Annotated in this window: 24 protein-coding genes; 15 read left to right on the top strand and 9 right to left on the bottom strand. The window is 72.6% G+C overall.

The annotated features are described in order from the left end of the window. Nucleotides 1-58: 58 nt before the first annotated feature. The 3 genes from ACFT2C_RS07220 to ACFT2C_RS07230 all read left to right on the top strand — a co-directional run bounded on the left by ACFT2C_RS07220 (nucleotide 59) and on the right by ACFT2C_RS07230 (nucleotide 2,333). On the top strand, nucleotides 59-688 hold the full coding sequence (locus tag ACFT2C_RS07220) for a hypothetical protein (RefSeq protein ID WP_377206346.1): 630 nt from the start codon (nucleotides 59-61) through the stop codon (nucleotides 686-688). 98 nt (nucleotides 689-786) lie between these two features. Further along, complete coding sequence (gene recO, locus ACFT2C_RS07225) at nucleotides 787-1,533, top strand: DNA repair protein RecO (protein WP_377206347.1); 747 nt, start codon at nucleotides 787-789, stop codon at nucleotides 1,531-1,533. Next, on the top strand, nucleotides 1,533-2,333 hold the full coding sequence (locus ACFT2C_RS07230; RefSeq protein WP_377206348.1) for an isoprenyl transferase: 801 nt from the start codon (nucleotides 1,533-1,535) through the stop codon (nucleotides 2,331-2,333). Before recO ends, ACFT2C_RS07230 begins: the two co-directional genes overlap by 1 nt. Before the next feature lie 78 nt (nucleotides 2,334-2,411). Here the strand turns inward: ACFT2C_RS07230 and ACFT2C_RS07235 are convergent, their stop codons facing one another. The 6 genes from ACFT2C_RS07235 to ACFT2C_RS07260 all read right to left on the bottom strand — a co-directional run bounded on the left by ACFT2C_RS07235 (nucleotide 2,412) and on the right by ACFT2C_RS07260 (nucleotide 8,898). Then, nucleotides 2,412-3,461 carry an iron-siderophore ABC transporter substrate-binding protein gene (locus ACFT2C_RS07235; protein ID WP_377206349.1) on the bottom strand — a complete coding sequence of 350 codons (1,050 nt, stop codon included), beginning with the start codon at nucleotides 3,459-3,461 and terminating at the stop codon, nucleotides 2,412-2,414. Between the two features lie 72 nt (nucleotides 3,462-3,533). Next, nucleotides 3,534-4,337, bottom strand: a complete 804-nt coding sequence (locus ACFT2C_RS07240) for an ABC transporter ATP-binding protein (protein ID WP_377206350.1) — start codon at nucleotides 4,335-4,337, stop codon at nucleotides 3,534-3,536. Next, complete coding sequence (locus ACFT2C_RS07245) at nucleotides 4,334-5,374, bottom strand: FecCD family ABC transporter permease (protein ID WP_377206351.1); 1,041 nt, start codon at nucleotides 5,372-5,374, stop codon at nucleotides 4,334-4,336. The genes ACFT2C_RS07240 and ACFT2C_RS07245 overlap by 4 nt, the downstream gene beginning before the upstream one ends. Further along, nucleotides 5,374-6,420, bottom strand: coding sequence for a FecCD family ABC transporter permease (locus tag ACFT2C_RS07250; protein ID WP_377206352.1), 1,047 nt, complete (start codon nucleotides 6,418-6,420; stop codon nucleotides 5,374-5,376). Before ACFT2C_RS07250 ends, ACFT2C_RS07245 begins: the two co-directional genes overlap by 1 nt. Before the next feature lie 71 nt (nucleotides 6,421-6,491). Continuing rightward, a complete protein-coding gene (locus tag ACFT2C_RS07255) occupies nucleotides 6,492-7,055 on the bottom strand; it encodes a hypothetical protein (RefSeq protein WP_377206353.1) in 564 nt (187 codons plus the stop codon). Nucleotides 7,056-7,491: 436 nt separating this feature from the next. Beyond that, nucleotides 7,492-8,898, bottom strand: a complete 1,407-nt coding sequence (locus ACFT2C_RS07260) for a glycine--tRNA ligase (protein WP_377206354.1) — start codon at nucleotides 8,896-8,898, stop codon at nucleotides 7,492-7,494. A 238-nt stretch (nucleotides 8,899-9,136) separates the two neighbouring features. On the opposite strand from ACFT2C_RS07260, the gene ACFT2C_RS07265 reads away from it, so the two are divergent. The 7 genes from ACFT2C_RS07265 (at nucleotide 9,137) to ACFT2C_RS07295 (ending at nucleotide 16,649) form a co-directional block, all read left to right on the top strand. After that, complete coding sequence (locus ACFT2C_RS07265) at nucleotides 9,137-10,111, top strand: metal ABC transporter substrate-binding protein (protein WP_377206355.1); 975 nt, start codon at nucleotides 9,137-9,139, stop codon at nucleotides 10,109-10,111. 14 nt (nucleotides 10,112-10,125) lie between these two features. After that, nucleotides 10,126-10,944, top strand: coding sequence for a metal ABC transporter ATP-binding protein (locus ACFT2C_RS07270; protein WP_377206356.1), 819 nt, complete (start codon nucleotides 10,126-10,128; stop codon nucleotides 10,942-10,944). Continuing rightward, nucleotides 10,941-11,876, top strand: coding sequence for a metal ABC transporter permease (locus ACFT2C_RS07275; protein WP_377206357.1), 936 nt, complete (start codon nucleotides 10,941-10,943; stop codon nucleotides 11,874-11,876). The genes ACFT2C_RS07270 and ACFT2C_RS07275 overlap by 4 nt, the downstream gene beginning before the upstream one ends. Beyond that, on the top strand, nucleotides 11,876-12,274 hold the full coding sequence (locus tag ACFT2C_RS07280; RefSeq protein WP_377206358.1) for a Fur family transcriptional regulator: 399 nt from the start codon (nucleotides 11,876-11,878) through the stop codon (nucleotides 12,272-12,274). Before ACFT2C_RS07275 ends, ACFT2C_RS07280 begins: the two co-directional genes overlap by 1 nt. A gap of 111 nt (nucleotides 12,275-12,385) precedes the next feature. Beyond that, nucleotides 12,386-13,618 (top strand): NAD(P)/FAD-dependent oxidoreductase, encoded by a 1,233-nt coding sequence (locus ACFT2C_RS07285; RefSeq protein WP_377206359.1) that lies wholly within the window; start codon nucleotides 12,386-12,388, stop codon nucleotides 13,616-13,618. 17 nt (nucleotides 13,619-13,635) lie between these two features. Continuing rightward, entirely contained in the window at nucleotides 13,636-15,060 is a 1,425-nt protein-coding gene (locus ACFT2C_RS07290) for a 2-oxoadipate dioxygenase/decarboxylase family protein (protein ID WP_377206360.1), read from the top strand. Then, entirely contained in the window at nucleotides 15,057-16,649 is a 1,593-nt protein-coding gene (locus tag ACFT2C_RS07295) for an aldehyde dehydrogenase family protein (RefSeq protein WP_377206361.1), read from the top strand. Before ACFT2C_RS07290 ends, ACFT2C_RS07295 begins: the two co-directional genes overlap by 4 nt. Before the next feature lie 68 nt (nucleotides 16,650-16,717). Here the strand turns inward: ACFT2C_RS07295 and ACFT2C_RS07300 are convergent, their stop codons facing one another. Further along, nucleotides 16,718-18,070 (bottom strand): helix-turn-helix domain-containing protein, encoded by a 1,353-nt coding sequence (locus ACFT2C_RS07300; protein WP_377206362.1) that lies wholly within the window; start codon nucleotides 18,068-18,070, stop codon nucleotides 16,718-16,720. Nucleotides 18,071-18,316: 246 nt separating this feature from the next. On the opposite strand from ACFT2C_RS07300, the gene ACFT2C_RS07305 reads away from it, so the two are divergent. Continuing rightward, complete coding sequence (locus ACFT2C_RS07305; protein WP_377206363.1) at nucleotides 18,317-19,579, top strand: hypothetical protein; 1,263 nt, start codon at nucleotides 18,317-18,319, stop codon at nucleotides 19,577-19,579. Between the two features lie 15 nt (nucleotides 19,580-19,594). Here the strand turns inward: ACFT2C_RS07305 and ACFT2C_RS07310 are convergent, their stop codons facing one another. Further along, nucleotides 19,595-21,511: a protein kinase gene (locus ACFT2C_RS07310; protein WP_377206364.1), complete on the bottom strand. Its 1,917-nt coding sequence runs from the start codon at nucleotides 21,509-21,511 to the stop codon at nucleotides 19,595-19,597. A gap of 79 nt (nucleotides 21,512-21,590) precedes the next feature. On the opposite strand from ACFT2C_RS07310, the gene ACFT2C_RS07315 reads away from it, so the two are divergent. The 4 genes from ACFT2C_RS07315 to ACFT2C_RS07330 are packed head-to-tail and all read left to right on the top strand — an operon-like array spanning nucleotide 21,591 to nucleotide 25,222. Then, a complete protein-coding gene (locus tag ACFT2C_RS07315; protein WP_377206365.1) occupies nucleotides 21,591-22,592 on the top strand; it encodes an ABC transporter ATP-binding protein in 1,002 nt (333 codons plus the stop codon). Then, a complete protein-coding gene (locus ACFT2C_RS07320; RefSeq protein WP_377206366.1) occupies nucleotides 22,589-23,395 on the top strand; it encodes an ABC transporter permease in 807 nt (268 codons plus the stop codon). Before ACFT2C_RS07315 ends, ACFT2C_RS07320 begins: the two co-directional genes overlap by 4 nt. 10 nt (nucleotides 23,396-23,405) lie before the next feature. Next, nucleotides 23,406-24,620, top strand: a complete 1,215-nt coding sequence (locus ACFT2C_RS07325; protein WP_377206367.1) for a sensor histidine kinase — start codon at nucleotides 23,406-23,408, stop codon at nucleotides 24,618-24,620. Beyond that, nucleotides 24,617-25,222 (top strand): response regulator, encoded by a 606-nt coding sequence (locus tag ACFT2C_RS07330; RefSeq protein ID WP_377206368.1) that lies wholly within the window; start codon nucleotides 24,617-24,619, stop codon nucleotides 25,220-25,222. The genes ACFT2C_RS07325 and ACFT2C_RS07330 overlap by 4 nt, the downstream gene beginning before the upstream one ends. A 27-nt stretch (nucleotides 25,223-25,249) precedes the next feature. Here ACFT2C_RS07330 and dusB read toward each other — a convergent pair whose 3' ends face one another. Continuing rightward, the gene (gene dusB / locus ACFT2C_RS07335) at nucleotides 25,250-26,470 is read right to left on the bottom strand and encodes a tRNA dihydrouridine synthase DusB (protein WP_377206369.1); all 1,221 of its coding nucleotides are present in this window, start codon (nucleotides 26,468-26,470) and stop codon (nucleotides 25,250-25,252) included. Nucleotides 26,471-26,528: the final 58 nt, after the last annotated feature.

Genomic DNA, 26,528 nt, shown 5'->3' on the forward strand with positions numbered 1-26,528 from the left:
GTCAAAACGGACTTATCGCTCCAGCGCGCGACGAGATGCCGGTAAAGTCCTACCTACCATGACCATGAAGAACCGCATCATCTGCGCGCTCCTCGGCGCCCTGGCGTTCGCCGTCGCGACCCTGCTCCTGCCGTGGCTCCCGGATGCGCTCGTGGGGCTGCTCGGGACCGGTGGCGTGCTGCTGTTCCTGGCCGCGCTCGTGCTCCCGACCAGCACCCGCCAGCCGCCCGTGCACAGCCTGACGATCCTCGACAAGGGCTACCTGACGCCGGCCGAGATCCACCAGATCCTCGGGATCTGGCTGCCGACGGGCAGCTCCGCGCTGGACGCCCGGGACGCGCAGTGGACGGTGGCCCGGCACGTCGCCAAGTGGCGCGCGGACCACGTGGTCAACGTGATGGACTACCACGGCGTCGTCGCCGAGCGGCGGATCGAGCTGCTGTCGGCGGTCCAGTGGGTCGGCGTGCAGCTGCTGCCCGCGTTCCTCGGCCTGATGTTCCTGATCCCCACGCTCGCGCTCACCGGGTTCGACAAGATCGGCAACAACTTCCTGCAGACGATGCTGCTCTTCGCGATCTGGGGCACCGTCGCCCTGATCGCGCGCGGCATCCTGGAGAAGCACGTGATCCACCGGTTCGTGTGGGAGCCGGAGCTGACGTCGGACGGCACGCGCTTCGTCGAGCGCTGACCCGAGGAAGCGCGAGAGAAAGCATCGAGCGCTGACGTCTCGACAGGCTCGACCCGCGGGTGTGCCGGAGTGTCGGTGACTAGAGGCAGAATGGCTACGTGCCCCTGTACCGAGACGACGCGATCGTGCTGCGCACCCACAAGCTGGGTGAGGCGGACCGCATCGTCACGTTCCTGACGCGCGAGCACGGCAAGGTGCGCGGGGTCGGCAAGGGCGTACGGCGTACGTCGTCCAAGTTCGGGGCGCGGCTGGAGCCGTTCATGGCCGTCGACGTGCAGTTCCACACCGGCCGCAGCCCACGGCCCGGCATGGGGCTCGAGACCGTGACGCAGGTCGAGACGATCGGCGCGTACGCGCGCGCCATCAGCCAGGACTACGGCCTGTACACGGCGGGCACCGTGATGCTGGAGGCCGCCGACCGGCTCGTCTCGCAGGAGCACGAGCCCGCGGTGCAGCAGTACTGGCTGCTCGCCGGCGGGCTGCGCGCGCTGTCGGAGCGGCACCACGACGCCGGCCTGGTGCTCGACTCGTACCTGCTGCGGGCCCTCGCGGTGGCGGGCTGGGCGCCGTCGTTCGAGGACTGCGCACGCTGCGGCGAGCCGGGGCCGCACCACTCGTTCAACGTGGCGCAGGGCGGCGCCGTCTGCCCGCGCTGCCGTCCGCCGGGCTCCATCGCGCCCGCACCCGAGACCTTCGCCCTGCTGTCCTCGCTGCTCGCGGGCGACTGGGAGACCGCCGACGCGTCCGACGCGCGGCACCGCAAGGAGGCGAGCGGCATGGTCGCCGCCTACGGCCAGTACTACCTGGAGAGAACGTTGCGATCGTTGAAGATGGTGGAGCGCTGATGGCCCGGAACGCGAGCCGGCAGCTGGTGGCGCCGTACCCGCACCCGTCGGGCGAGCGCGCCCCGCGGATCCCCAAGGAGTTCGTGCCGCGCCACGTCGCGATCGTCATGGACGGCAACGGGCGATGGGCCAACTCGCGGGGCCTGCCCCGCATCGAGGGGCACCGCGCGGGCGAGAAGTCGCTGCTCGACGTCGTCGCCGGGGCCGTCGACGTGGGCGTCGAGTACGTCTCGGCGTACGCGTTCAGCACCGAGAACTGGAAGCGCTCGCCCGAGGAGGTGCGCTTCCTGATGAACTTCACCCAGGAGGTCATGCAGCGCCAGTGCGACGTCATGGCGTCGTGGGGCGTGCGGATCCGCTGGGCCGGACGCCGTCCGAAGCTGTGGAAGTCCGTGATCAACGTGCTCCAGGAGGCCGAGGAGCGCACCAAGGACAACGACCTCTGCACCCTGACGATGTGCGTCAACTACGGCGGCCGGGCCGAGCTGGCCGACGCCGCGGCTGCCATGGCGCGCGACGCCGCCGCCGGCCGCCTGGACCCGAAGCGGGTCAACGAGAAGACCGTGCAGAGGTACCTGTACCTCGCGGACCTGCCCGACGTGGACCTGTTCCTGCGGTCGTCCGGCGAGCAGCGCACGTCGAACTTCATGCTGTGGCAGGCGGCGTACGCCGAGATGGTGTTCCTCGAGGAGCCCTGGCCCGACGTCGACCGCCGCCACCTCTGGCGCGCCGTCGAGGAGTACGCGAAGCGCGACCGCCGCTACGGCGGAGCCCTGGACACCCCCACCGCCGCGAAGTGACCGTTGAGTGCGGGGTATTTGTTGGATCAGAAGGCCCGATCCAACAAATACCCCGCACTCAACGGTCACGGCGGGCGGTTACTCGGCCAGGGTGGTGGCCAGGGAGTCGATCAGCTTCGGCATGCCCTCGGGGTACTGGACCGAGAGGGCCGTGGGCGGCGAGACCGCGGAGACCGCGACGGTGCCGACCTGCTGCACCACCATGCCGTCCTTGACAGCAGGCAGGGCCTGCAGCTCCTTCTTGGTCGGGAGTGCCTTGGCCTGCTCCTCGGTGTACGTGTAGGCGACGACGAGGTCCGAGTCGAGCTTGTCGAGCTCCTCGTACGACAGCGTGTAGTAGAACTCACCGTCGTCCGGCGCGAGCTCCTCCACGGCCGGAGCGGTCTTGAAGCCGAGGCCTTCCAGGAATCCGGCGCGCGGGTCGCCGGCGCGGTAGACGTAGACCAGGCCCTCCTCGGGCGAGTCCACGATCGCCGCGACCGTCTTTCCCGCGAACTCGGGGTGTGCCTCGGCCTGGTCTGCCAGGTACTGCTTGATCTCGTCGACCTTGGCCTCGCCCGCAGCGCTGCGGCCCAGGGCGTCGTCCGTGGCGGTGATGATCTCGTCCCACGGCGTCTGCCACGCCGTCTCCGGGTAGGCGACGGTCGGGGCGATCTCGCTGAGCAGGTCGTACTGCTCCTGCGTGAGGCCCGAGTAGGTGGCGATGATGACGTCGGGCGCGGCGGCCGCGAACTCCTCGTAGGGCACGGTCGCGCCGGACTCGGCGTCGGTCAGCACGGTGGGGTGGTCGACGCCGGCCTCGTCATAGGCGTCCTCGACCCACGGCAGGAGGTTGCCCTCGCCAACCGTCCAGGTCTGCTCGGCGACCGCGACCGGGTACACGCCCGCCGCGATCGCGGCCTCGGTCGAGCCCCAGCCCCACGTCGCGACGCGCTCGGGCGCCTCGTCGATGGTGGTCTCGCCGAGGGCGTGCTTGATGGTCAGGGGGAACTCGTCGGTCGCGCCGGATGCGTTGGCCGACGGCGCCGCGTCGTCCGCCGCCGGGGCTTCGGACGCGCAGCCGGCGAGGGCGAGGGCGGACGCGGCGACAAGGCCGACGGCCGCCGCGAGGGAACGACGAGGGCGCACGGTAACTCCCGGGTGATCAGTCGAACGGCCGGCGGGCGCCGGTCGATGTGAGGGTAGCCTAACCACATTTGGTCACGGCGATGTTGCGGAATTGTGGAAGCGCCCCATGGGGACCACGAGCGGGGAGCCCGCCACCGGGTCCGGCACGACCTGGGCGCGCAGCCCGAACGCCTCGTCGACGACCTCGCTGGTGAGCACGCCCGACGGCGCCCCCTCGGCCACGATCCGCCCGGCCGACATCACGACCAGGTGGTCGGCGTACCGGGCGGCGAGGTTGAGCTCGTGCAGCACCATCACGACGGTGGTGCCCCGGTCCCGGTTCAGCTCCGTGAGCAGGTCCAGCAGGTCGAGCTGGTGGCGCACGTCGAGGAACGTCGTCGGCTCGTCGAGCAGCACGATGTCCGTCTGCTGCGCCAGGACCATGGCGATCCACACGCGCTGGCGCTGGCCGCCCGACAGCTCCGCGACCGGCCGGTCGGCCAGCTCCGCGATGCCGGTGGACTCCAGCGCGGTGGTGACCACCGCGTCGTCGTCGGACGAGTGCCGGCCGAACCAGCCCTGGTGCGGGTACCGGCCGCGGCTGACGAGCTCGGCGACCCGGACGCCGTCGGGCGCGATGGACGACTGGGGGAGCATTCCGATCTTGCGAGCGAGGTCCTTGCGGGGCATGGCCGTGATGTCGGCGCCGTCGAGCGTGACCCGGCCGCCGTCGAGCGGGTGCAGGCGGGCCAGGCCGCGCAGCAGCGTGGACTTGCCGCAGGCGTTCGGTCCGACGACGGCGGTGATCTTGCCGTCGGGCAGCGTGAGGTCGAGGCCCTCGATGACCCGCAGGCCGTCGTAGCCCAGGCTGACGCTCTCGGCGCGCAGGTTGGTCATCGGCTCCTCTTCTCGTTCGTGGCGAGCAGCCACAGCAGGTAGGGGGCGCCCACGAGCCCCGTGACGATGCCCACCGGGGCGGCGACGCCGAGCAGCCCGTGCTGCCCGACGACGTCCGCCACCAGGGTCAGGGCCGCGCCGGTGGCGGTGGACGCGGCCAGGGCGGCACCGCCGTCGTTCACCAGACGGCGGGCGATGGCCGGGGCGACCAGGGCGACGAAGGCGATCGGCCCTGCCGCGCTGGTCGCGAGTGCGACGAGCGCCACCGCGAGCAGCAGGGTGCCGACCCGGGCGGCGTCCACGCGCACGCCCAGGGCGCGCGCGTGGTCGTCGCCGAGCGATAGCGGGCTCTGCGTCCGCGAGACGACGGCGACCGCCGCGAGCAGCACGAGCGTCCCGGCGGCGACGAGCGCGAGCTGCTCGCCGCGGACGTCGGACACGGAGCCGACGGTCCAGGTCAGGACGGCGGCCGCCTCGCGCTCCTGCGAGCGAGCCATCATCCACGCCAGCAGGGACGAGCACAGGTAGGCGAAGCCGACGCCGACCAGCACGAACCGGATCGAGTGCAGTCCCTTGCGCCAGGCGAGGAGCCAGATCGCGAGGGCGATGACCCCCGCGCCCGTGAACGCCAGGCCGGACAGCGCGACACCGCTCAGCCCCAGGCCGAGCAGGCCGATCACGGCGCCGAGGCTGGCGCCGCTGGAGATACCGAGGATGTCGGGGGAGGCGAGCGGGTTGCGCAGCGTCGCCTGGAACAGGGCGCCCGCCAGGCCGAACGCGGCCCCGACCACGACGGCGGCCTCGACGCGGGGCAGGCGCAGCATCTGGATGATGAAGACGTCGCCCTTGTCGCCCAGTCCCAGGGCGCCGGCGATCGCCTGGCCTGGGGTCAGGCCTGCGGCGCCGATCAGGAGCGCGCCCGTCCCGACGACGAGCACCACGAGGACCATCCCGGCCACGACGATGAGCCGACGGCGGCGCCGGACGGCGCGCAGGTCCGCGACGGCGGCGACCGTGGTCGTGCTGACGGGGGCCATCAGGCACCCACCACGTTCCGGCTTCGGGCGACGGCGATCAGCACCGGCGCGCCCAGGAGAGCGGCGACGACGCCGGCCTCCAGCTCCGACCGGGGCAGGATCAGCCGGCCCAGGACGTCGGCGGAGAGCAGCATCACCGGGCCGAGCAGCGCGCCGATCCCCATGATCCAGCGATAGTCCGTGCCGACGAGGCGCCGCGCCGCGTGCGGGACCACGAGCCCGACCAGCGCGATCGGCCCGGCGAGCGACGTCGCGGTGCCGGCGAGCAGCACGATGGCGATGGCCGCGAGGGCGCGCGTGGTGCCGACCCGCTGCCCGAGCGCCGTCGCCACGTCGTCGCCGAGGGCCAGCATGTTGAGCCGGTGCGAGAGCACGGCGGCGAGAACGATGCCGACCACGATGAACGGCCACAGCCAGAGCACGGTGTCGAGGCCGCGGCCCGTCAGGGAGCCGACCGACCAGAACCGGTACAGGTTGAACGCCTCCTGGTCGCGGAGCAGGACCAGGGTGATGAGCGGCGTGATGAGCGCCGTCACTGCGGCGCCGACCAGCGCGAGGCGCACGGGCTGGCCGCGCCCCACCGAGAACACGATCGCAGCAGCGGCGGCCGCACCGAGGAAGGCGAACCAGACGTAGCCGATCGGCGAGGTGACGCCGAACAGCCAGACCGCGCAGACCACCGCGAGCGACGCGCCGGAGTTCAGGCCCAGCAGGCCGGGGTCGGCGATCGGGTTGCGCGTGACTCCCTGGATCAGGGTGCCCGCCGTGCCGAGCGCGACCCCGGCCGCCAGACCCACGATGGTGCGCGGCAGCCGCTGGTCCAGCACCACGTCGTGGTCCACGAAACCGGCGACCGGCGCGGTCAGGGCCCGCCAGACCTCGGCAGGGGCGATGTCGCGGACGCCGAGCGCGAGGCTCGCGAGGACGACCAGCAGCAGGGCGGCGAGCGCCGTGACCAGCGCGAGCGTCCGACGTCGGGCACGGTGGGCTACGGCTTCCGCACCCTCACGGCGTCCTGCGGGCGCAGCCGCAGGTGAGGTAAGCATTGCCTAAGTGTTCCACAAGGCAAGGGGTGGTCAGTACGCGCCGATTCGCCCTCGCCGGTACACGCTTCGGGTCAGTAGGAGTAGATGTCGCAGCCCCAGCCGTCGTTGTCGGCGTCGAGGTTGTGGTAGTCGCGCGAGCCGACCCAGACCGTCTTGCCGATGTCGGGGCAGTCGAGGTCGGGGTTCGTGGGCGAGACGGGGCACTGCCAGCGGCCGGCGCTGTAGACGCAGACGCCGTCGGCCGCCCTGTCGGACTGGTAGAGGCTGTTACCCGGGTACTTCACGATCCACGTGCCCGAGCGGGTCGCGGTGAACGTCTTGGCGTATCCGCCGGTGCTGGTGCTGCGGACCGCGCCGACCTCGCGGACGCCGTCCGTGCCGGCGGGGTCGAAGTAGATGGTCATGACCCTGTCGGACAGCGGGCGCCACTGCCCGTCCCGCTTGACCTTGATGTGTCCCTGAACGGTGATCGTCTTTCCCTTGGCCACTGGCTCGGGCTTGGCGTCGGCCGTGACGTTGGTGTCTTGGGCGGCCAGGGGTGCTGGCGCTGGCGTGAGCGCTGCGTGTGCGGGCGCGGACGCTGTGAGAGCCAGCGCGAGAACGCTCACTGCGGTGACGATGGTTCGGGGGATCATGGGGCCAGCTCCTGGGGCTCGTGGTGCCGGTCTGGCACGCTACGAGTGGGAGCCGCGGAGCGGTGGATTCTGACTTGATTCGGCCCGATGTCACCCAGGTGAAAGCCGCAGGTCGGAGACTTGATTTGGCCCGATCTCACCCAGGTGAAAGCCGCAGTCGGAGGGGAGATCCGGCCCCGGCAAAGTGCCTACCTCCCCAGGGTGTGTTGCCACGCGTAGACATTGTCAACGCAGCGCAACACCGACGGAGAACACCGAGCGCGCGGTCGTCGTCGCCGCGGAGCACGCGCCGCTTCGCGTCCAGCCGCTCCACGAGATCGAGCCGACCGACAGAGACGCCGCGCGCGTCCTGCGCCTGCTGCGGGAGCAGGCGCAGGACGCCTAACGGTGGTCGAGCTTGTCGAGACCTGGTTTCGACAAGCTCAACCAGCGATCGTCAGGCCCCGACGAGGTGACCGGCCAGGTAGCCGACCACCTTGTCGAGCGCCACGCGCTCCTGCTGCATGGAGTCGCGGTGCCGGATGGTGACCGCCTGGTCGTCCAGGGTGTCGAAGTCGACGGTGATGCAGAACGGCGTGCCGATCTCGTCCTGGCGGCGGTAGCGCTTGCCGATCGCCTGGGTCACGTCATAGTCGATGTTCCAGTACTTGCGCAGCTCGGCGGCCAGCTTCTCGGACGCCGGCAGCAGGTCCGCCGTCTTGGACAGCGGGAGCACCGCGGCCTTGACCGGGGCCAGGCGCGGGTCGAGGCGCAGCACCGTGCGCTTGTCGACGCCGCCCTTGGTGTTGGGCGCCTCGTCCTCGCCGTAGGCCTCCACGAGGAAGGCCATGAGGGACCGGGTCAGACCCGCGGCCGGCTCGATGACGTACGGGAAGTACTTCTCGTTCGTCACCGGGTCGCGGTACTCCAGGTCCTTGCCGGAGTGCTCCGTGTGGGTCTTCAGGTCGAAGTCCGTACGGTTCGCGATGCCCTCGAGCTCACCCCACTCGCTGCCCTGGAAGCCGAAGCGGTACTCGATGTCCACGGTGCGGGTCGAGTAGTGCGACAGCTTGTCCTTGGGGTGCTCGTAGTGGCGCAGGTTGTCGGCCGAGATGCCGAGGTCCGTGTACCAGTCGGTGCGGTAGTCGATCCAGTACTGGTGCCACTCCTCGTCCTCGCCCGGCTTGACGAAGAACTCCATCTCCATCTGCTCGAACTCGCGGGTGCGGAAGATGAAGTTGCCCGGCGTGATCTCGTTGCGGAACGACTTGCCGATCTGGCCGATGCCGAACGGCGGCTTCTTGCGCGCGGCCGCGGCGACGTTGGAGAAGTTCACGAAGATGCCCTGCGCGGTCTCGGGGCGCAGGTAGTGCAGGCCGGACTCGTCCTCGACGGGGCCGAGGTACGTCTTCAGCATCATGTTGAAGTCGCGCGGCTCGGTCCACCTGCCACGGGTGCCGCAGTTGGAGCAGACGATCTCGGCGAGGCCGCCCTCGGGGGCGCGGCCCTTCTTCTCCTCGAACTCCTCGATCATCTGGTCCTCGCGGAACCGCTTGTGGCACGAGAGGCACTCGGTGAGCGGGTCGGTGAACACACCGACGTGGCCGGAGGCCACCCAGACCTGACGGGGCAGGATGACCGACGAGTCGAGGCCGACGATGTCGTCGCGGCTCGTGACCATCGCACGCCACCACTGGCGCTTGATGTTCTCCTTGAGCTCCACACCGAGGGGGCCGTAGTCCCACGCAGAGCGCGTACCGCCGTAGATCTCACCCGACGGGAAGACGAAACCTCGTCGCTTCGCGAGCGAGACGACGGCGTCGAGCTTGGCGGTCTGCGCAGAGCGCACTGACTTGTCGGACACGAGGGTCTCTCCAGGGGAACAGGCGGGAAACAATGTCCGCCCAGCCTACCGTCCGGGCCGGTTGGGCCCCGCGCGAATAAGCCGACTCCCGTCGGTCGATCTGCACCCTCCGCTGGCCGAGCTTGTCGGGACCTGGTTTCGGCAGGCTCAGCCCGCGAGTGCTCGACCAGCGGGTCGTGACCGACCTCTCGCCGTCGATCTTTGACAACGGTTCTCAACAGGCGTGAGAATCGTTCTCATGACATCGACTCGCGCCGCTGGCGCTGGCCTGACCAGCCTCGTTCTCGCCGGTACGGCGACCCTCGCAGGCTGCTCCGCTCAGGGCATGAGCAGCGCCGCAGAGGAGTCCGACGGCGTCACCGTGCTCGCCTCGTTCTACCCGCTCCAGTACGTCGCCCAGCAGATCGGCGGCGACCTGGTCACCGTGGAGAACCTCACGCCCCCGGCCGCCGAGCCGCACGACCTCGAGCTGTCCCCGGTGCAGGTCCGGGAGGTCGGCACCGCCGACCTGGTGGTCTACCTGTCCGGCTTCCAGAACGCCGTCGACGAGGCCATCGAGGCCCGCGCGCCCGAGCACGTGGTCGACGCCGCCGACGCCACCGAGCTCGTGGTGCACCCGGAGATGATGGAGGAGGGGCACGAGGGCGAGACGGAGGAGGAGCACGCCGAGGAAGAGGGCGACGGTGCTACCGACCCGCACTTCTGGCTGGACCCGAGCCGGCTCGCGACCGTCGGGCAGGCCGTCGCCGACGAGCTGGCCGCCACCGACCCCGAGCACGCCGACGAGTACGCGGCCGGCGCCCTGCGCCTCGGCCAGCGTCTCGACGAGCTGGACCAGGAGTTCGCGGACGGCCTCGCCGCCTGCCAGGGCGCGGCCCTGGTGACGAGCCACACCGCGTTCGGCTACCTCGCCGACCGCTACGCGCTGGAGCAGGTCGGCATCTCCGGGCTCGACCCCGAGGCGGAGCCGTCCCCGGCCCGCCTGCGCGAGATCGGCGACCTGGTGAAGGAGCGCGGCGTCAAGACCCTGTACTCGGAGACCCTGGTGAGCCCCAAGGTCACCGACACCCTCGCGTCCGACCTGGGTATCGACACCGCGGTGCTCGACCCGCTCGAGGGCCTGTCGGAGGACGCCACGGCCGCGGGCGAGGACTACGTCTCGGTCATGCAGGGCAACCTGGCGGAGCTGGAGGAAGGCCTGGTCTGCGCATGACGGACACTAGGCAGGTGACCGAGACGAGCGAACCCGTCATCGAGGCCCGCGGCCTGCACTTTCGTGCGGGCGCGAGCCACATCTTGCGCGGCATCGACCTGACGGTCGAGCGCGGCGAAGTCGTCGCGCTGCTCGGCGCGAACGGCTCCGGCAAGTCCACGCTCGTGCGGGCGCTCGTCGGCATCAACGCGCCGTCGGAGGGCGGCGTGTGGCTGTTCGGCGAGCCAGTCGGGTCCGGACGGCGCAGCGCGGCGGTCGACTGGAGCCGCATCGGGTACGTGCCCCAGCGGGCCGGGGCGGGCGGCGGCATCCCGTCGACCGCGCAGGAGGTCGTCGCCTCCGGCCTGCTGCACGGCCGCCGCCTCCGGCTGCCGCGCGACTGGCGCGACCGGGTCGCGGCCGCCCTCGAGCAGGTGGGCCTCGCCGACCGCGTGCGCAACCCGGTGCATCTCCTGTCGGGCGGGCAGCAGCAGCGCATCCTCATCGCGCGTGCCCTGGTCCGCGATCCTGACCTGCTCGTCCTCGACGAACCCGTCGCCGGCGTCGACGTCGCCAGCCAGGAGGCGTTCGCGGCCACCATGCGGCGGCTGGTCGACGGCGGCCTCACGGTGCTCGTCGTGCTGCACGAGCTCGGGGAGCTCGAGTCCCTCGTGTCGCGCGCCGTCGTGCTGAAGCACGGCAAGGTCGTGCACGACGGCGCCCCGCCGCGCGCCCGGTACGACCACGACGGGGCGGGACACCGGCACCAGCACCCGCACGCCGACGACAACGGCAGCCGGGTCGCGCGGGAGACCGCCGAGACCCGGGCCTTCGACCTGGAGGTGCGCCCATGATCGCGCTCATGCTGTCCGACCCGTTCATGCAGCGCGCCCTGCTGGCCGCGCTGCTGGTGGGCGTGACCGCGCCCGTTGTCGGCACCTACCTTGTGCAGCGCAAGCTCTCCCTGCTCGGCGACGGGATCGGGCACATCGCCCTGACCGGCGTCGCCCTCGGCTGGCTCGTCGGCGCGGGCATGGGGCTGGCCCCCGACGACGTCCTCGCCGTCCCCGGCGCGGTCATCGCCGCGGTGGTCGGCTCCGTCCTCATCGAGGTGGTCCGACGCCGCGGCCGCACCTCCGGCGACTTGGCCCTCGCGATCATGTTCTACGGCGGCATCGCCGGCGGCGTCCTGCTCATCGGGATCGCCGGCGGCTCCTCCGGGAACCTCATGCAGTACCTGTTCGGCTCGATCTCCACGGTGTCCGACGCCGACCTCTGGCTCACCGTCGTCCTCTCGGTGGTGGTCCTGTCCATCGGTGTCGGCCTGCGGCACGCGCTGTTCGCGGTGAGCCACGACGAGGAGTTCGCCATCGCGTCCGGCCTGCCGGTCTGGGCGCTGAACGTCGTCGTCGCGGTCGTGTCGGCGCTCACCGTGACCGTCGCGATGCGCGTCGTCGGCCTGCTGCTGGTCAGCGCGCTGATGATCGTGCCCGTCGCCGTGGCCCAGCAGGTCACGCACGCCTTCGGGCGGACCATGCTCACGGCGTGCGTCGTCGGCGTCGTGGTCTGCCTGTCCGGGCTCACCATCACCTACTGGTACAACGTCTCGCCGGGCGCGACTATCGTGGTGCTCGCCATCGCGGTGTACGCGGTGGTCTCGCTGGTGGCCCCGCTCCTGACCCGACAGCGCCCCGCCCACGACCCGCATCCCGACCTACCCGACGACGTCGACCTGCCCGCTGCCGCCACGGAACGTGCTGCAGCCGCCGCGAAGGAGTGCCGCTGATGGCCGCACGCATGACCCGCCAGCGGACAGCCGTCGTCGAGGCGCTCGACGAGCTCGCCGACTTCCGCTCGGCCCAGCAGCTCCACGAGACCCTCCGCGCCCGTGGCGAGTCCGTCGGCCTCGCCACCGTCTACCGGGCGCTGCAGGCCCTCGCGGAGGCGAGCGAGGTCGACGTGCTGCGCGCCGAGGACGGCGAGAGCCTCTACCGCCGCTGCGTGCGCCGCGAGCACCACCACCACCTGGTGTGCCGGCACTGCGGCAGGACCGTCGAGATCGACGGCCCCACCGTCGAGGCGTGGGCCTCGAAGGTCGCCGCCGCCCAGGGCTTCGACGACATCGAGCACACGGTCGAGCTGTGGGGCACCTGCTCGGACTGCCGCGCCGCGGCGTCGAAGTAGAACCCCGGCGGGATCGGCAGGGAGCGGTGGTTTCCGCTTTGAACTGGTCGATGTGCAGGAAGAGTTCCGGTGGGTGTCCGCATTCGCCGGAGCACGTGGCAGGATGCGTGCATGACCTCAGCACGGCACCCCGCGGACCGGCGGGGACCGCTCCCCGCGCTGGCTGAGGTGGTGGTGGTCGGCGGCGGCGCGCTCGGCGCGTCGGTGGCCTTCCACCTCGCCGAGGACGGCGTGGACGTGCTGCTCCTGGAGGCCGACGAGCTCGCCTCGGGCAGCTCGGGCAAGCCCATCGGGGGAGTGCGGGCGCAGTTCTCCGACCCGGCGAACGTCGAGCTCGGCAACCGCAGCCTGGACCTGTACGAGGACTTCGCGAACCGCCCGGGCGCGGACATCGGGCTGCAGCAGCCGGGCTACCTGTTCCTCCTGCCGGGCGCCGCCGACGTCGCCCTGTTCGAGGAGTCGGTCGCCATGCAGAACGAGCACGGCGTGGCGAGCCGCATGCTCAGCCCCGACGCAGTCCGCCGGCTCAACCCGTACGTCGACGTCGACCGCTACGCCGGGGCCGCCTACGCCGCGCGCGACGGGTTCGCGTACCCGCTGGCCGTCGTCGAGGGCTACGCGGACGGCGTCGAGCGGCACGGCGGGCGCGTCCGCACGCACGTCACGGTGCGCGACGTCGAGACCCGGGGCGACCGGGTCGTCGCGGTCTGGACGAGCCAGGGGCGGGTGCGCACCGGCGCCGTCGTGCTGTGTACCGGGGCGTGGACCCGGGACCTGGCGACCAAGGCCGGGCTGGACCTGCCCGTCGACCCGTACCGGCGGCAGATCGGCTTCACCCCGCCGCTGGACCCCGCGCCGCCGCGCATCCCGTTCACCATCGACTACGGCACCACCTTCTACTTCCACAACGCCGAGCCCGGCGGCCTGCTGCTCGGCATCGCCGATCCCGCGACCCCTGTCGCGTTCGAGCGCACCTACGACCCCGGCTGGCTGCCGCTGCTGCGCGGGGCGATCCGCACCTGTGCCCCCGGGCTGGTCGACGCGCCCGTCGCGCGGGGCTGGGCCGGGCTCTACGAGATGACGCCGGACCACAACGCGCTCATCGGCGAGGCGACCGGGGTGCCGGGCCGCGTGCTGTACGCCGCGGGGTTCTCCGGGCACGGGTTCCTGCAGGCGCCCGCCGTCGGCGAGGTGGTGCGCGACCTGTACGCGGGCCGCCCGCCGCGGATCGACGTGTCCGGGTTCAGCGCCGACCGGTTCGCCGGACCCGGCGTGCAGACGACCACCACGAGCCCGCCTACTACGAGCCCAGGGCGACGAGGCCCTGAGGCGAACATCATCTGAAAGACAAGGAGAGATCGATGCCGGCACCGACGTTCCTCGAGCCCTGGCAGCTGAGGGCCGCGTTCGCGCGCAGCCTCTCGGACATGTACGGCAAGGAAGTGCCCGCCTACACGACGCTGCTGGACGTGTCGCACGAGGTCAACGCCGACTTCGTGACGCAGCACGGCGCGGACGCCGAGCGGCTCGGCTCCATCGCGCGCGTCACCGCGGAGCGGCACGGCGCGATCCGGGTGGGCACGCCCACCGAGATGGCGCAGGTCGCCCGGATCTTCGGCGCGATGGGCATGCACCCGGTCGGGTTCTACGACCTGCGTGACGCCTCGTCCAGCTCGGTCCCCGTCATCTCGACTGCGTTCCGCCCGATCGAGCGGGAGGAGCTGGCCCGCAACCCGTTCCGGGTCTTCACGTCCATGCTCGTCACGGCGGACCGGCGGTTCTTCACCGCGGACCTGGAGCGGCGCCTGGAGAGCTTCCTCGGCGCCCGCACGCTGTTCGGCCCGGAGCTGCTCGCCCTCGCCGATCGCGCAGAGGTCGAGGGCGGCCTGCCCGAGGACCAGGCGGCCGAGTTCCTGCGCCTTGCGACCGAGGCGTTCGAGCTGTCCCGGGAGCCCGTGGACCAGGCCTGGTACCGCGAGCTGGAAGGCGTCAGCGCGGTGGCGGCCGACATTGGCGGCATCGCGTCGACGCACATCAACCACCTCACGCCCCGCGTGCTCGACATCGACGACCTGTACGCCCGCATGGAGGCCCGCGGCATCACGATGATCGACGCCATCCAGGGCCCGCCGCGCTGGGAGGGTCCCGACGTGCTGCTCCGCCAGACGTCGTTCCGCGCGCTGGCCGAGCCGCGCACCTTCCGCACCGCCGACGGCGAGATCGTCAGCGACTCCCTCCGCGTGCGGTTCGGCGAGGTCGAGGCGCGCGGCATCGCGCTCACCCGCGAGGGCCGCGCCGCGTACGACGCCGCGGTGATCGAGATCGACGAGGCCGCCGCCGCGGCCCGCGCTGACGACCCCGGGTTCACCGAGGCCCAGCGTCAGGAGCTCGCCCGCGGCGTCTGGCAGAAGACCTTCCCCACGACCGAGGGGGCGCTCGCCGACCTGGGCCTGGGCTGGTTCACCTACGAACTGCTGGTCGAGCCTGTCGAGACCCGGGCCCCCGCCGTGGTCCGTCAGCCCATCGTCTACGAGGACTTCCTGCCGCGTTCCGCGGCGGGCATCTTCCAGTCCAACCTGACCTCGGACGGCGCGAAGGACGCCAGCCAGGAGGGCACCGACCGGGACGCCGACTGGATGGCGGGCGCCCTCGGCCGCGAGCTCAACGACCCCTTCGACCTGTACGCCGACCAGGTGGCCAGGTCGCTCACCGGCGTCGCCGAGACCCTCGGCGTCGACCCGGCCACCCTCACCACGCCCAACCGCACAACGGGAGCACCGCGATGACCAGCACCACCCCTGACACCCTGACCACCGAGCTGCGGGACGCCGCCTTCGCCGCGCTGGAGCGGCTGGGCGCCGACCTGTCGCTGGTCGAGCCTGTCGAGACCGCTGGCGGGGTCTCGACAAGCTCGACCAGCGGCGGCTCGACAAACGGTGTTCTTCCCGTCGTGTCGCCCCTGTCCGGCCAGCCGCTCCTGCACCTGCGCCGTGGCGGCGCGGCGGAGGCCGCCACCGCCGTCGGGCAGGCCGCCGACGCCTTCACCACCTGGCGCTCCGTGCCCGCCCCCGTGCGCGGCCAGGTGATCAAGCGCCTGGGCGAGCTGCTCACCGAGCACAAGGCCGACCTGGCCGAGCTCGTCACGATCGAGGCGGGCAAGATCACCAGCGAGGCCCTGGGCGAGGTCCAGGAGATGATCGACATCTGCGACTTCGCGGTCGGGCTGTCGCGGCAGGTCGGAGGGCGCACCATGCCGTCCGAGCGCCCGGGCCACCGCCTCATGGAGACGTGGCACCCGATGGGCGTCGTCGGCGTGATCAGCGCGTTCAACTTCCCGGTGGCCGTGTGGTCCTGGAACACGGCGGTGGCGCTCGTCTGCGGCGACACCGTCGTGTGGAAGCCGAGCGAGAAGACGCTGCTGTCCGCCGTCGGCGCCTCCGCGCTGCTCGACCGGGCGCTGGCCGAGGCCGGGTTCCCGGCCGGCGTCTCGCAGCTCCTGCTGGGTGACCGCGAGGCCGGCGAGGCCCTCGTGGCGGATCCCCGCGTGGCGCTCGTGTCCGCGACCGGCTCGGAGCGGATGGGGCAGCAGGTCGCGCCCGTCGTCGCGGCGCGCGGTGGCCGGTACCTGCTGGAGCTGGGCGGCAACAACGCGGCGATCGTCGCGCCGTCGGCGGACCTCGACCTCGCGGTGCGCGGCGCCGTGTTCTCCGCCGCCGGCACGGCCGGGCAGCGCTGCACCTCGCTGCGCCGCCTGATCGTGCACGAGTCGATCGTGGACGACGTCGTCGCGCGGCTCGCGAAGGTCTACACGGGCCTGCCGGTGGGCGACCCGCGCACCGAGGGCACGCTGGTCGGCCCGCTGGTCGACGCCGGGGCGCGCGAGCGCATGCTCGCCGCGATCGACGAGGCCGTGGCCGCGGGCGGCGAGCTCGTCGTGGGCGGTGCCGCCGTGACCGTGCCGGGCGCCGAGGACGCGGCGTACGTGCACCCGGCGATCGTGCGCATGCCCGAGCAGGCCGACGTCGTCAAGCGCGAGACGTTCGCGCCGATCCTGTACGTGCTGACCTACTCGGAGCTGTCCGAGGCGATCGCCGTGCACAACGACGTGCCCCAGGGCCTGTCGTCGTCGATCTTCACGCTGGACGTGCGCGAGGCCGAGACGTTCCTGTCGGAGGTCGGCTCGGACTGCGGCATCGTGAACGTCAACATCGGGACCTCCGGTGCGGAGATCGGCGGCGCGTTCGGCGGCGAGAAGTCGACCGGCGGCGGCCGCGAGTCCGGCTCGGACGCCTGGAAGCAGTACATGCGCCGCGCCACCAACACGGTGAACTACTCGACGGAGCTGCCGCTGGCGCAGGGCGTCAACTTCGGCTGAGCCACCGCCGTTGGTCGAGCTTGTCGAGACCCCTCCGAGGTCTCGACAAGCTCGACCAGCGGCTGCGGTCAGGAGAGCGACGCCGGGACCACCGCCATGGAACCGGTGGCGGTGGTCGGGACGTCGGTGCTCGGGGCGTACCTGTTCACGGCGCTGATGGAGACCCCGAGCCGCGTCGCGACCTCGTGGAGAGTGAGGTTCTGCTCCCACCGGAGCACGCGAATCTCGCTGATCTGCTGCGTCGTGAGCGGCAGTGCCGGCTCCGCGGCCGCAGGCGTCGTCGCGTCGCCGGACAGCGCGTCCCAGTCGGCGACCGTGGCCGAGACCGGCGGGTTCAGGTCCGACGCCGGCTTCCTCGGTGCGTACTTGTCCTCGAGGTGCACCCGTTCGATGCTGCCGGTGTTGAGCAGCTCGGTCAGGCCGCTGGCGGACCGGTGGGGGGCGGCCTGGCCGCTGTCGGTGCGACCCGCGTCGGCCAGTCCGGCGTCGGCCGTAGCCGTTGTCGTGGGGGCGGCATCGGCGCGGACGCCGTCGCGCTCGTCGACGGCGGAGGCTCCGGCCGCGGATCCGGTGTCGGCCAGCTCGGCGCCGGCCTGCTCGGCGCCGGGCTGTTCGGTGTCGGCCTGTTCGGTGTCGGCCCGGCCGGGCACCTCGACGCCCGGCACGCCAGCACCGGGCAGGACGATGCCGGGCAGCAGGACGCCCTTCGGAGCGGCGTCGACGGCTGCCGGGTCCGGCATCCACTCGCCAGCTAGCGCCGCGGCCTCCTGAACGACGTCACGAATCGTTCTTTCAGACTCCAGGTGGGGGCGAGTCACCTCCGCCGTGACGGCGGCAGGCACATGGCGGTGGACCCGGGTCACCGCGGCGTTCACGTCGGCGATGCGCGCCGCGCGCTCGCTCTCGGGGGCGATCTGCGCCAGCCGCACCGCGTCGAGCATGTCCAGCACGGCCGTCTCCTGGTCCGCCTGGATCTGCGCCAGCCGGTCGATGTCGCGCGCGCTCGAGGCAGACTGGAAGAACAGGTGCACGGCGATTGCCGCCAGGACCGGTGCGACGGCGCGAGACGCGGCAAAGATGCCCTCACCGAGCAGCCAGCCGTGCCATGCGGCGAGTGCGCCGGACAGAACGCCGACGACGATCGCGCCGCCGAGCCAGCGCGAGTGCCCTACGGGCTGGCGGCCGGTCTCGAGCGCCCGGTCGGCGCGCCGTCGTCCCTCCCAGGCGAGGCCGATCACCAGCGCCTCGTAGGCGACGCCGAGCGCGTAGCCGAGCCGCGGCCCCTCGTAGGCGGCAATGGTGTGGGACATGCCGATGTAGGCCCAGGCCGAGAGCCCGAAGGCGCCCAGGGCGAACCCCGGGTTGCGGCGCGTATCGGCGATGACCGCAGGGCCGCGTCGGGGGCGCTTCTCCGATGCCATGATGGGTAGATCCCTTTCCGTCGGAACAGGTGCGTGGGGCCGGAGGGCAGCCGGGAGTGTGATCGGAGCCCGGCCGCCGTGGTCGTGCAAGGCTGATCTTCGCCTACGTTGGGCCCTTTGTGCTCTTTACGGAGAAGATCTGTGCTGAAAGATAGCCCCCGGACGCCGTCGGGACGCTCTCGGGTTATCCACAGATCCAGCGGGCGAGGGGTTGTCAGGAGCGGTCCATCGCGAACCATGGACCCCATGACTCGGACACGGAACTCGATCTCCCGGGCCGCGCCGGCCGCGGCGAGCCCCGCCGGCGACCCCCTCGGCCGGCTGACCCTCGACGAACGCCTCGGCCTCGCGACCCGGCTGGAGGGCCGCCTGGTCGAGCACGTGCTGCGGCCGGTCAACGCCGACGCCGTCCGCCGCCAGGTCGACTACGTCGGTTCGCAGATGCTCGACCTCGACACCGACGGCGTCGACCCTGGCGTGCGCGCCGCGATGACGCTGGACGGCGCCGTCGACATGCTGGTGCACTCGGGGCCGCGCGGCGTGGGCGGCTCCCTGGTGCACCGGGTCCTCGGCACCGCACCCCCGGACGCCGCCGACGGCGCCTGCCCGGCCGGCCTGGTCGTGGACGACGCCGAGCGCGCGCTGCTGGCGCAGTGGGCCGACGGCGGCGTGCTGGGCTACTTCATCGTCACGGACCTGGTGGACGAGCACGCCGTGCTGCACAACCTCGAGGACGACCTCGAGTACCGGGTCTTCACCGGGCGCTCCGGCATCCGGCCCGACGCGCTGGCCCCGGGCCTGCCTCTGTCCGGGCGGATCCTGCCGGTCGGCGCCGTGTGGATCTTCGCGGACACCCCGATGGTCTTCTCGCCGGACTCCATCACCGACGTCGTGCGCGGTGTGGTGGGGCTGCTGGCGTCCGCGCCGTCCCCGGCCTACCGCAACCCGCGCACGCTGGCCCGGGCGCGCGAGCTCGTCGCGGACCACCACCGTGCGTTCCGCGACCTCTTCGGGGACGTGCTGGTGGAGGGCACAGCCACGCACGTCCTGGACTGCTACCTGCGGTTCAAGGACCGGATCGGCGCCCCGGCGGAGGAGTTCGCGCTGCTGCCCTCGCTCCGCGACGAGCGCTGGCTGCCCGACGACGCCGCGGACCCCGACGACGCCGCGTTCGCCCTGGTGCACCACCCGGTCAAGGGGCTGCGCCTGCTCGACTGGTACGGGCAGCTCCGCGAGGTGCACACCCCGCCGCTCGCGCCGTGGAAGCCGCAGCGGCTGGCGCAGGTGCTGGCCGACCCGGACGTCCCGTCCTGGGTGCTGGCGCTGCTCGCCGAGCGCCGCCCGGAGCACCTGGACGAGCTGTACCGGGCGGCGACCGGCAGGCCCGGCTTCGCCTGGGAGCGGGACGGCGCCGCGCTCCTGCGCGACCGTGAGCCGCCGGCGGGCCGGGACGAGCCGGGGATCGTCATGGCGTCGTCGGTCATGGGACGGGTCCCGCCGCCGGGCTGAGCAGAGGCGGTCAGGTCACTCGGCGGGGACCCACTCGTCCGGCAGGGTGAACGTGGTGTGGAACTCGGCGGGACGGTAGCCCTCCCGCTCCGCCGTCACCGTCACGCGCACGCGGTGCGCCGCACGGTCGCCCCCGATCCAGATGCGCGGACCGGGCGCGTACTCCCACGTGATGGTCTCGGCGTCGTCGAGGTCGTACCAGTTCCACGTGTAGGTGACGTTCGGGTCCTGCTCGACCTCGCAGTGTGCGAACCAGCCGGAGTGCACCTCGCCCGGGCTCAGGAGGATCGAGCAGCTCGGCCTCGGCACGGACGGCTGTGGCACCGTGTCGGTGGCGTTGGAGAGCGCCACGGCGTCGGCGTACCCGGTCCGGGCGGCGGTGAGCTTGACCTGGACGGACTTGCCCACGTCGTCGAGCGCGACGGTGTAGGTGCACGACCCGAGGTTGTCCCGCTCCGCGCCGCCGATGCTCCACAGGCACGCGGTGCTGGCCGGCTCGGGCGTCCAGCCGGAAGCCTCCGCGACGATCTCCTGGCCTACCTGCACCTGCGCCGGGATCACCACGGCGCCCGGCTGGAACTGGGCCGGGGCCGGGTCCTGCTCGACGGGCGGTGCGGGCGTGGCGACCGGAGAGCTCTCGGGCGTCGCCGACGGCGTCGCCTTCGGCTTCTTCTTCCGGGTCGGGCTCGGGCTGGGTTCGCCCGACGGCTCGGCCGACGTCGACGCCTCGGCCTGGGGCGTGGTGACCGCGCCGGGCGTGTCGTCGGGACCCAGGAAGTGCACGAGTGCCGTCGCGCCGCCGCCGCCGGCCAGCACCAGACCCGCGGCGACCAGGCCGGTCAGGACCCTGCGCCGCGCCCGGCCCGACGGCGCGGGCGCCGCAATGCGGTCCGGCGCGGTCGTGGAGTCGGACGACGGCGCCCCGGCGCGCAGCACCGTCTCCTCGTCGGGCACGCCAGGGCCGTCCAGGCCGGTGCCGACGGGCTCGGCGTACTGCGGGCCCGCGAGCGCCGCGAGCACCGCCGCCGTCGTCGGGCGCCCGGCGGGGTCCTTGGCCAGGCAGGCGCCGACCAGGCCCCGCAGGCCGGGCGGCACGGCGTGGAGGTCGGGCGCCTCGTGCACGAGCCGGTAGGTGATCGTCGCGAGGCTGCCCGTTCCGAACGGCGGTGTGCCGGCCGCCGCGAGGTGGGTGACGGCGCCGAGCGCCCAGACGTCGGAGGCGGTGGTGACGGCCTCGCCGCGGGCCTGCTCGGGCGACATGAACTGAGGCGTTCCCGGCTGCATGCCCGTGGTGGTCAACGACGTTGCGGCCGAGTCGGACACGACGCCCATGTCGATCAGCACCGGCCCGCCGGGGCCGAGCAGGATGTTGGCGGGCTTGACGTCGCGGTGGACGAGGCCCTCGCGATGGATCGCGTCGAGGGCCTCGGCCAGGCCGGTGACGAGCTCGCGGACCGCGGCCTCGGGCAGGCTCCCCAGCTCGGCGACGGCCTGCGCCAGGGTGGGTCCGGGCACGTACTCGGTGGCCAGCCAGGGCCGGGGCGCGTCGACGTCGAAGTCGACGACGGCGGCCGTGCGGTGGCTGCGTATCCTCGTCGCGGCCGACACCTCGCGGCGGAAGCGAGCCCGGAACTCGCGCTCGTCGGTGCGCTCCGGGTGGATGACCTTGATCGCGAGCGGGCGGCCGCTCCGGGTGGCTCCGAGGTACACCACGCCCATGCCGCCCTGGCCCAGCCGGCCGCGGATCTCGTAGCCGCCGAGCTCGGGTGGGTCGTTGGCGGTGGGCGGCGCGATCTCAGGTGCGCGGACATGTCGCGCCACATCGGACAGCACGGGGAACTCCCTCGGGTCGGGTGCGCTCGACCGGGCAAGGCAGATCGGCACGCTCCCCCGGACGGCGGAACGCAGCGTATCGGAGATGACAGATGTCATGCCGACCCGGTGACGCCTGGCAGCGGTCCCGCCTGCGCCCGCGCAGCAGTGTGAAGGCATGACATCGACAAGCAGCCCCATGAGGGAGACAGCGGCGGGGGTCGGCGGCGTCGCGGCGATCGCCGCGACAAGCCTCGTCAAGGAGTTCCGCGGCCCCGGGGGCACGGTCCGCGCCGTCGACGGGCTCGACCTGGTGATCCGGCCCGGCGAGGTGGTGGCGTTCCTCGGCCCGAACGGCGCGGGCAAGACCACCACCATCGACATGGTGCTCGGCCTGGCCGCGCCGACCTCGGGCACGGTCCGCGTGTTCGGCAAGGAGCCGGGTCAGGCCATCGCCGACGGCCAGGTCGCCGCCGTCATGCAGACCGGCGGCCTGCTGCGCGACATCACGGTGGGCGAGACGGTCGAGCTCACGGCGGCGCTGTTCGGCCGCACCGGCCCGGCCGGCCCTTTCCTCGAGCGCGCCGGGATCGCCGACCTCGCCGACCGCATGGTCGCCAAGTGCTCCGGCGGCCAGCAGCAGCGCCTGCGGTTCGCCATGGCGCTGGTCTCCGAACCTGACCTCCTGCTGCTCGACGAGCCCACCACCGGCATGGACGTGGAGGGCCGCCGCGAGTTCTGGGCAGCGATCCGGAACGACGCCGCGGCCGGCCGCACGGTCGTCTTCGCCACGCACTACCTGGAGGAAGCCGACGCCTACGCGGACCGGATAGTCCTGGTCAGCCACGGCCGCATCGTCGCCGACGGCAGCGCGGCCGAGGTCAAGGCCCTCGCCGCCGGGCGCACGATCAGCGCCGAGCTGGACGACCCCGGCACCGCCGCGCGCATCGCCGAGCAGGTCCGCGCGCTGCCGGGCGTCGACAGCGTCGACGTCCGCTCCACCCGGCTGCTGGTGCGGGCCGCCGACTCCGACGCCGTGGCCCGCCACCTGCTCACCGCCACCGGAGCCCACGACCTGGGGATCACGTCCGACAATCTGGAGGACGCGTTCATCGCCCTCACCTCGGACCACGCCGCCGGCGCGAACACCCCGACAGCCACGACGACCACAACCGCCACGTTCGAAGGAGCCACGCGATGACCGCCACGTCCCTGCCCGAGGTGACCCGGCCGACGTCGGGCAGCGCCGCGCGCCCGTCCCGGGGGACCGGGTTCAGCATGACCTACCTGCGCCTGGAGCTGCGCCGCATGCTGCGCAACCGGCGGTCCCTGATCTTCTCGTTCGTGATGCCGCCCGTGTTCTTCCTGCTCTTCGGCACGTCGGCCGAGTACAAGACCACGCAGGTAGGCCCCGACGCGAACGTCGTCGCCTACGTCCTGGTGTCGATGGCGCTGTACGGGGCGCTGCTCACGGCGACCGGTGGCGGGGCGGGCGTCGCCGTGGAGCGCGCCCAGGGCTGGACCCGGCAGCTGCGCCTCACACCGCTCAACCCCTGGGCGTACGTGCTGATCAAGGTGCTCGCCTCGATGACGCTCGGCGCCGTCTCCGTGCTGATCACCCTCGCGGTCGGCGCGTTCGCCGGCGCGCAGATGCCCGTCTCGGCATGGATCGCCTGCGCGCTCATCGCCTGGTTCGGCTCCCTCGTCTTCGCGGCGTTCGGCCTGTTCATGGGGTACCTGCTGCCCACCGAGAACGTGATCCAGATCCTCGCGCCCGTCCTGGCCCTGCTGTCCTTCGCGGGCGGCCTGTTCATGCCGCTGGGGGACACCTGGTTCGCCGAGGTCGCGAAGTTCGTGCCCACCTACGGCCTCGCCGAGCTCGTCCGTGCCCCGCTCGGCGGCGACACCGTCGGCGTGGCGGCGATCGCCAACGTGGTGGCCTGGGCCCTGATCTTCTTCGCCGGAGCGGTCTGGCGGTTCCGCAAGGACACGGCCCGGGTGTGAGGATGACGGCGTGACGACGCAACAGGCGCCCCTCGACGCCCCGGCCCGCCTGGCCCGGAACCAGGGAGCCGGGCTGGCCCGGTTCGGCCCGCTGCTCGGCATGATCTGGATCGTCTTCCTCTCCGAACCGTTCCGGGAGACGCTGGACGCCCCGACCGTCGCGCTGCGCATGGTCGGCGTGGTGGGCGTAGCGGGGACCGCGGCGCTGTTCGGCTGGGTGCTGTTCCGGTTCCGATGGCGCAAGCCACTGACGCCAGGCAGGACGGCGATCTTCGTCGCCGCCCAGCTCGCGAGCGTCGGCTTGACCACTCTCGCCGCCGCGCAGCACGGCCTCGTCGGGCTCGTGTTCGTCTGCGTCAGCGTGGTGCTGATCATGCCGCGGCGGGCCGGCGTCGTGACCGTCGCCGTGCTCGTGCTCGCCCTGTTCCTCCTGCCCCGGGTGGTATCCGGCTGGCAGCCCGAGGACGGCACGGTGGTCTCGGCCGTGCTCGCGAGCCTCGCCATGCTCGGCTTCCGCGGCGTGATCGAACGCAACCGGAAGCTGACCATGGCCCAGGAGGAGGTCGCCACGCTCGCCGTCTCCCGCGAGCGGGAACGGATAGCCCGCGACATGCACGACATCCTCGGGCACTCCCTGACCGTCGTGTCCGTCAAGGCCGAGCTCGCGACGCGCCTGCTGCGCGCAGGCGAGGGGCAGGACGGCACGCCCGCCCTCACCCCCAACGCCGAGCGAGCGGCGACCGAGCTCGCCGAGATCCAGGCGCTCGCCCGCTCGGCGCTCGCGGACATGCGGGGCATGGTGGCCGGCGAGCGTCAGGTCACACTGGCGGGCGAGCTCGCTGCCGCGCGGTCGGCGTTCGACGCCGCCGGGATCACCGCCGACCTGCCCGGCGCGGTGGACGAGGTCGCCGAGGAGCACCGCGAGGTCTTCGCCTGGGCACTGCGCGAGGGCACCACGAACGTGCTGCGGCACGCCGCCGCCCGCCGCGTGGTGGTGGGGCTGACCCCGGACGCCCTGGTGATGGACGACGACGGGCGCGGCGCCGGCGTGGGCGAGCGGACGCCGTCGGGCAGTGGTGGGAACGGGCTGGCCGGGCTCACCGAGCGGGCCCGGGCCGCCGGGCTGGACGTGGAGACCGGGCCGGGCCCGCTGGGCGGCCTCCGCCTCGCGGTCCGCGTGCCGCACGAGAGAGCCGCCGCGCGCGGCGGAGAGGTTGCCTCATGATCCGGCTGCTCCTGGCCGACGACCAGGCCCTGGTACGCGGTGCGCTCGCGGCGCTGCTCGACCTGGAGACCGACCTGGAGGTCGTGGCGCAGGTCGGGCGTGGCGATGAGGTGGTGGCCGCGGCACTGGCGGCGCGGGCCGACGTCGCGCTGCTCGACGTCGAGATGCCCGGCCTGGACGGGATCGGCGCGGCCGCGGCGCTCACGGCGCAGGTGCTGGGCTGCCGGTCGCTGATCGTGACCACGTTCGGGCGGCCCGGCTACCTGCGGCGCGCGCTGGACGCGGGTGCGAACGGGTTCGTGGTCAAGGACACGCCCGCCGGGCAGCTCGCCGACGCGGTGCGCCGCGTGCACTCCGGGCTGCGGGTTGTGGACCCGGACCTGGCGGTCGCGTCCCTGACGGTGGGCTCCAGCCCGCTCACGGAGCGGGAGGCGCAGGTGCTGGCCCTGGCGGCCGACGGCGGGACTGTGGCCCAGGTCGCCGCCGAGGCCTACTTGTCGGAGGGGACGGTGCGCAACTACCTGTCCTCCGCGATGGGCAAGACCGGCGCGCGGACCCGGGCCGAAGCCGTGCGGATCGCGCGGGAGAACGGCTGGCTGTGACCCCGCGCCCCTGCAACAAGGACGGGGTCAGCCGCCGCTGACGCTCAGCTCGGCCTCGCGCAGCTTGGCCTCGAACTCCTCGGACAGGTCGCGCGAGTCGAGCCAGCCGTAGGGCAGGTGCGGCGTCTTGGGGGAGCCGGCGCGGCCGCGCGGCCCTTCGGCGTCGTCCCCGGGGTAGGGGGCGTCCAGGTCCAGGGCGTCGAGCCGCTCGCGCAGCTCGGCCAGGGTGCTGACCAGCGCGAGGGCCTGCCGCTTCTCGCCGCCGACCGCGTACCCCTTCAGGTACCAGGCCATGTGCTTGCGCAGGTCGCGCATGCCCTTGCCCTCGTCGCCGTCGAAGTAGTCGATCATCAGCGTGCCGTGCCGGTAGATCGTGTCGGTGACCTCGCGCAGGCCCGGCCGGACCCGCAGGCCGGAGCCGTTGAACGCGGCGGCGAGGTCGGCGAACAGCCAGGGGCGGCCCTGGCAGCCCCGGCCGACGACGACGCCGTCGGCGCCCGTCTGCTCGATCATGCGCACCGCGTCCTCCGCGGACCAGATGTCGCCGTTGCCGAGCACGGGGACCGTGCGTACGGCTTCCTTGAGGCGCGCGACGGCCTCCCACTCGGCCTGCCCGGAGTAGTGCTGCGCGGCGGTGCGGGCGTGCAGCGCGACGGCGGCGGCGCCGAGCGACTCCGCGATCCGGCCCGCCTCCAGGTAGGTCAGGTGGTCGTCGTCGATGCCCTTGCGCATCTTGACGGTGACGGGCACGCCGTGGGGCTCGGCCGCCTCGACCGCCGCCTTCACGATGTCCGTGAAGAGCTGGCGCTTCCAGGGCAGGGCGGCGCCGCCGCCCTTGCGGGTCACCTTGGGCACCGGGCAGCCGAAGTTGAGGTCGACGTGGTCGGCGCGGTCCTCGCCGGCGATGATCTTGACGGCGGCGCCCACGGTGGCCGGGTCCACGCCGTACACCTGCGCGGAGCGCGGCGTCTCGTCCTCGCCGAACGTCACGATGCGCAGCGCCTCGACGTTGCGCTCCACGAGCGCCCGGCTGGTGACCATCTCCGCGACGTACAGGCCCGGATCGAACCCGGTCGACTGCCCAGCCTCGCGGCACAGCGTGCGGAACGCGCGGTTGGTCACGCCCGCCATGGGCGCGAGCACCACCGGCGTGGCGACGGTGAGGGGCCCGATCTGCAGGGGCGCGAGCAGGGGAGCCGCGGGCGTGTGCGCGGCCGGGCGGGTAGCTGTGTCGAGGGCGGAGGTCACGGCGCCATTCTCCCATCTGTGCCGTGACTCGCGGCGGCGTGTGGCGACGTTCACGTCT

The sequence above is a fragment of the Promicromonospora sp. NPDC057138 genome (assembly GCF_042670845.1).
Taxonomy (GTDB): Bacteria; Actinomycetota; Actinomycetes; order Actinomycetales; family Cellulomonadaceae; genus Promicromonospora.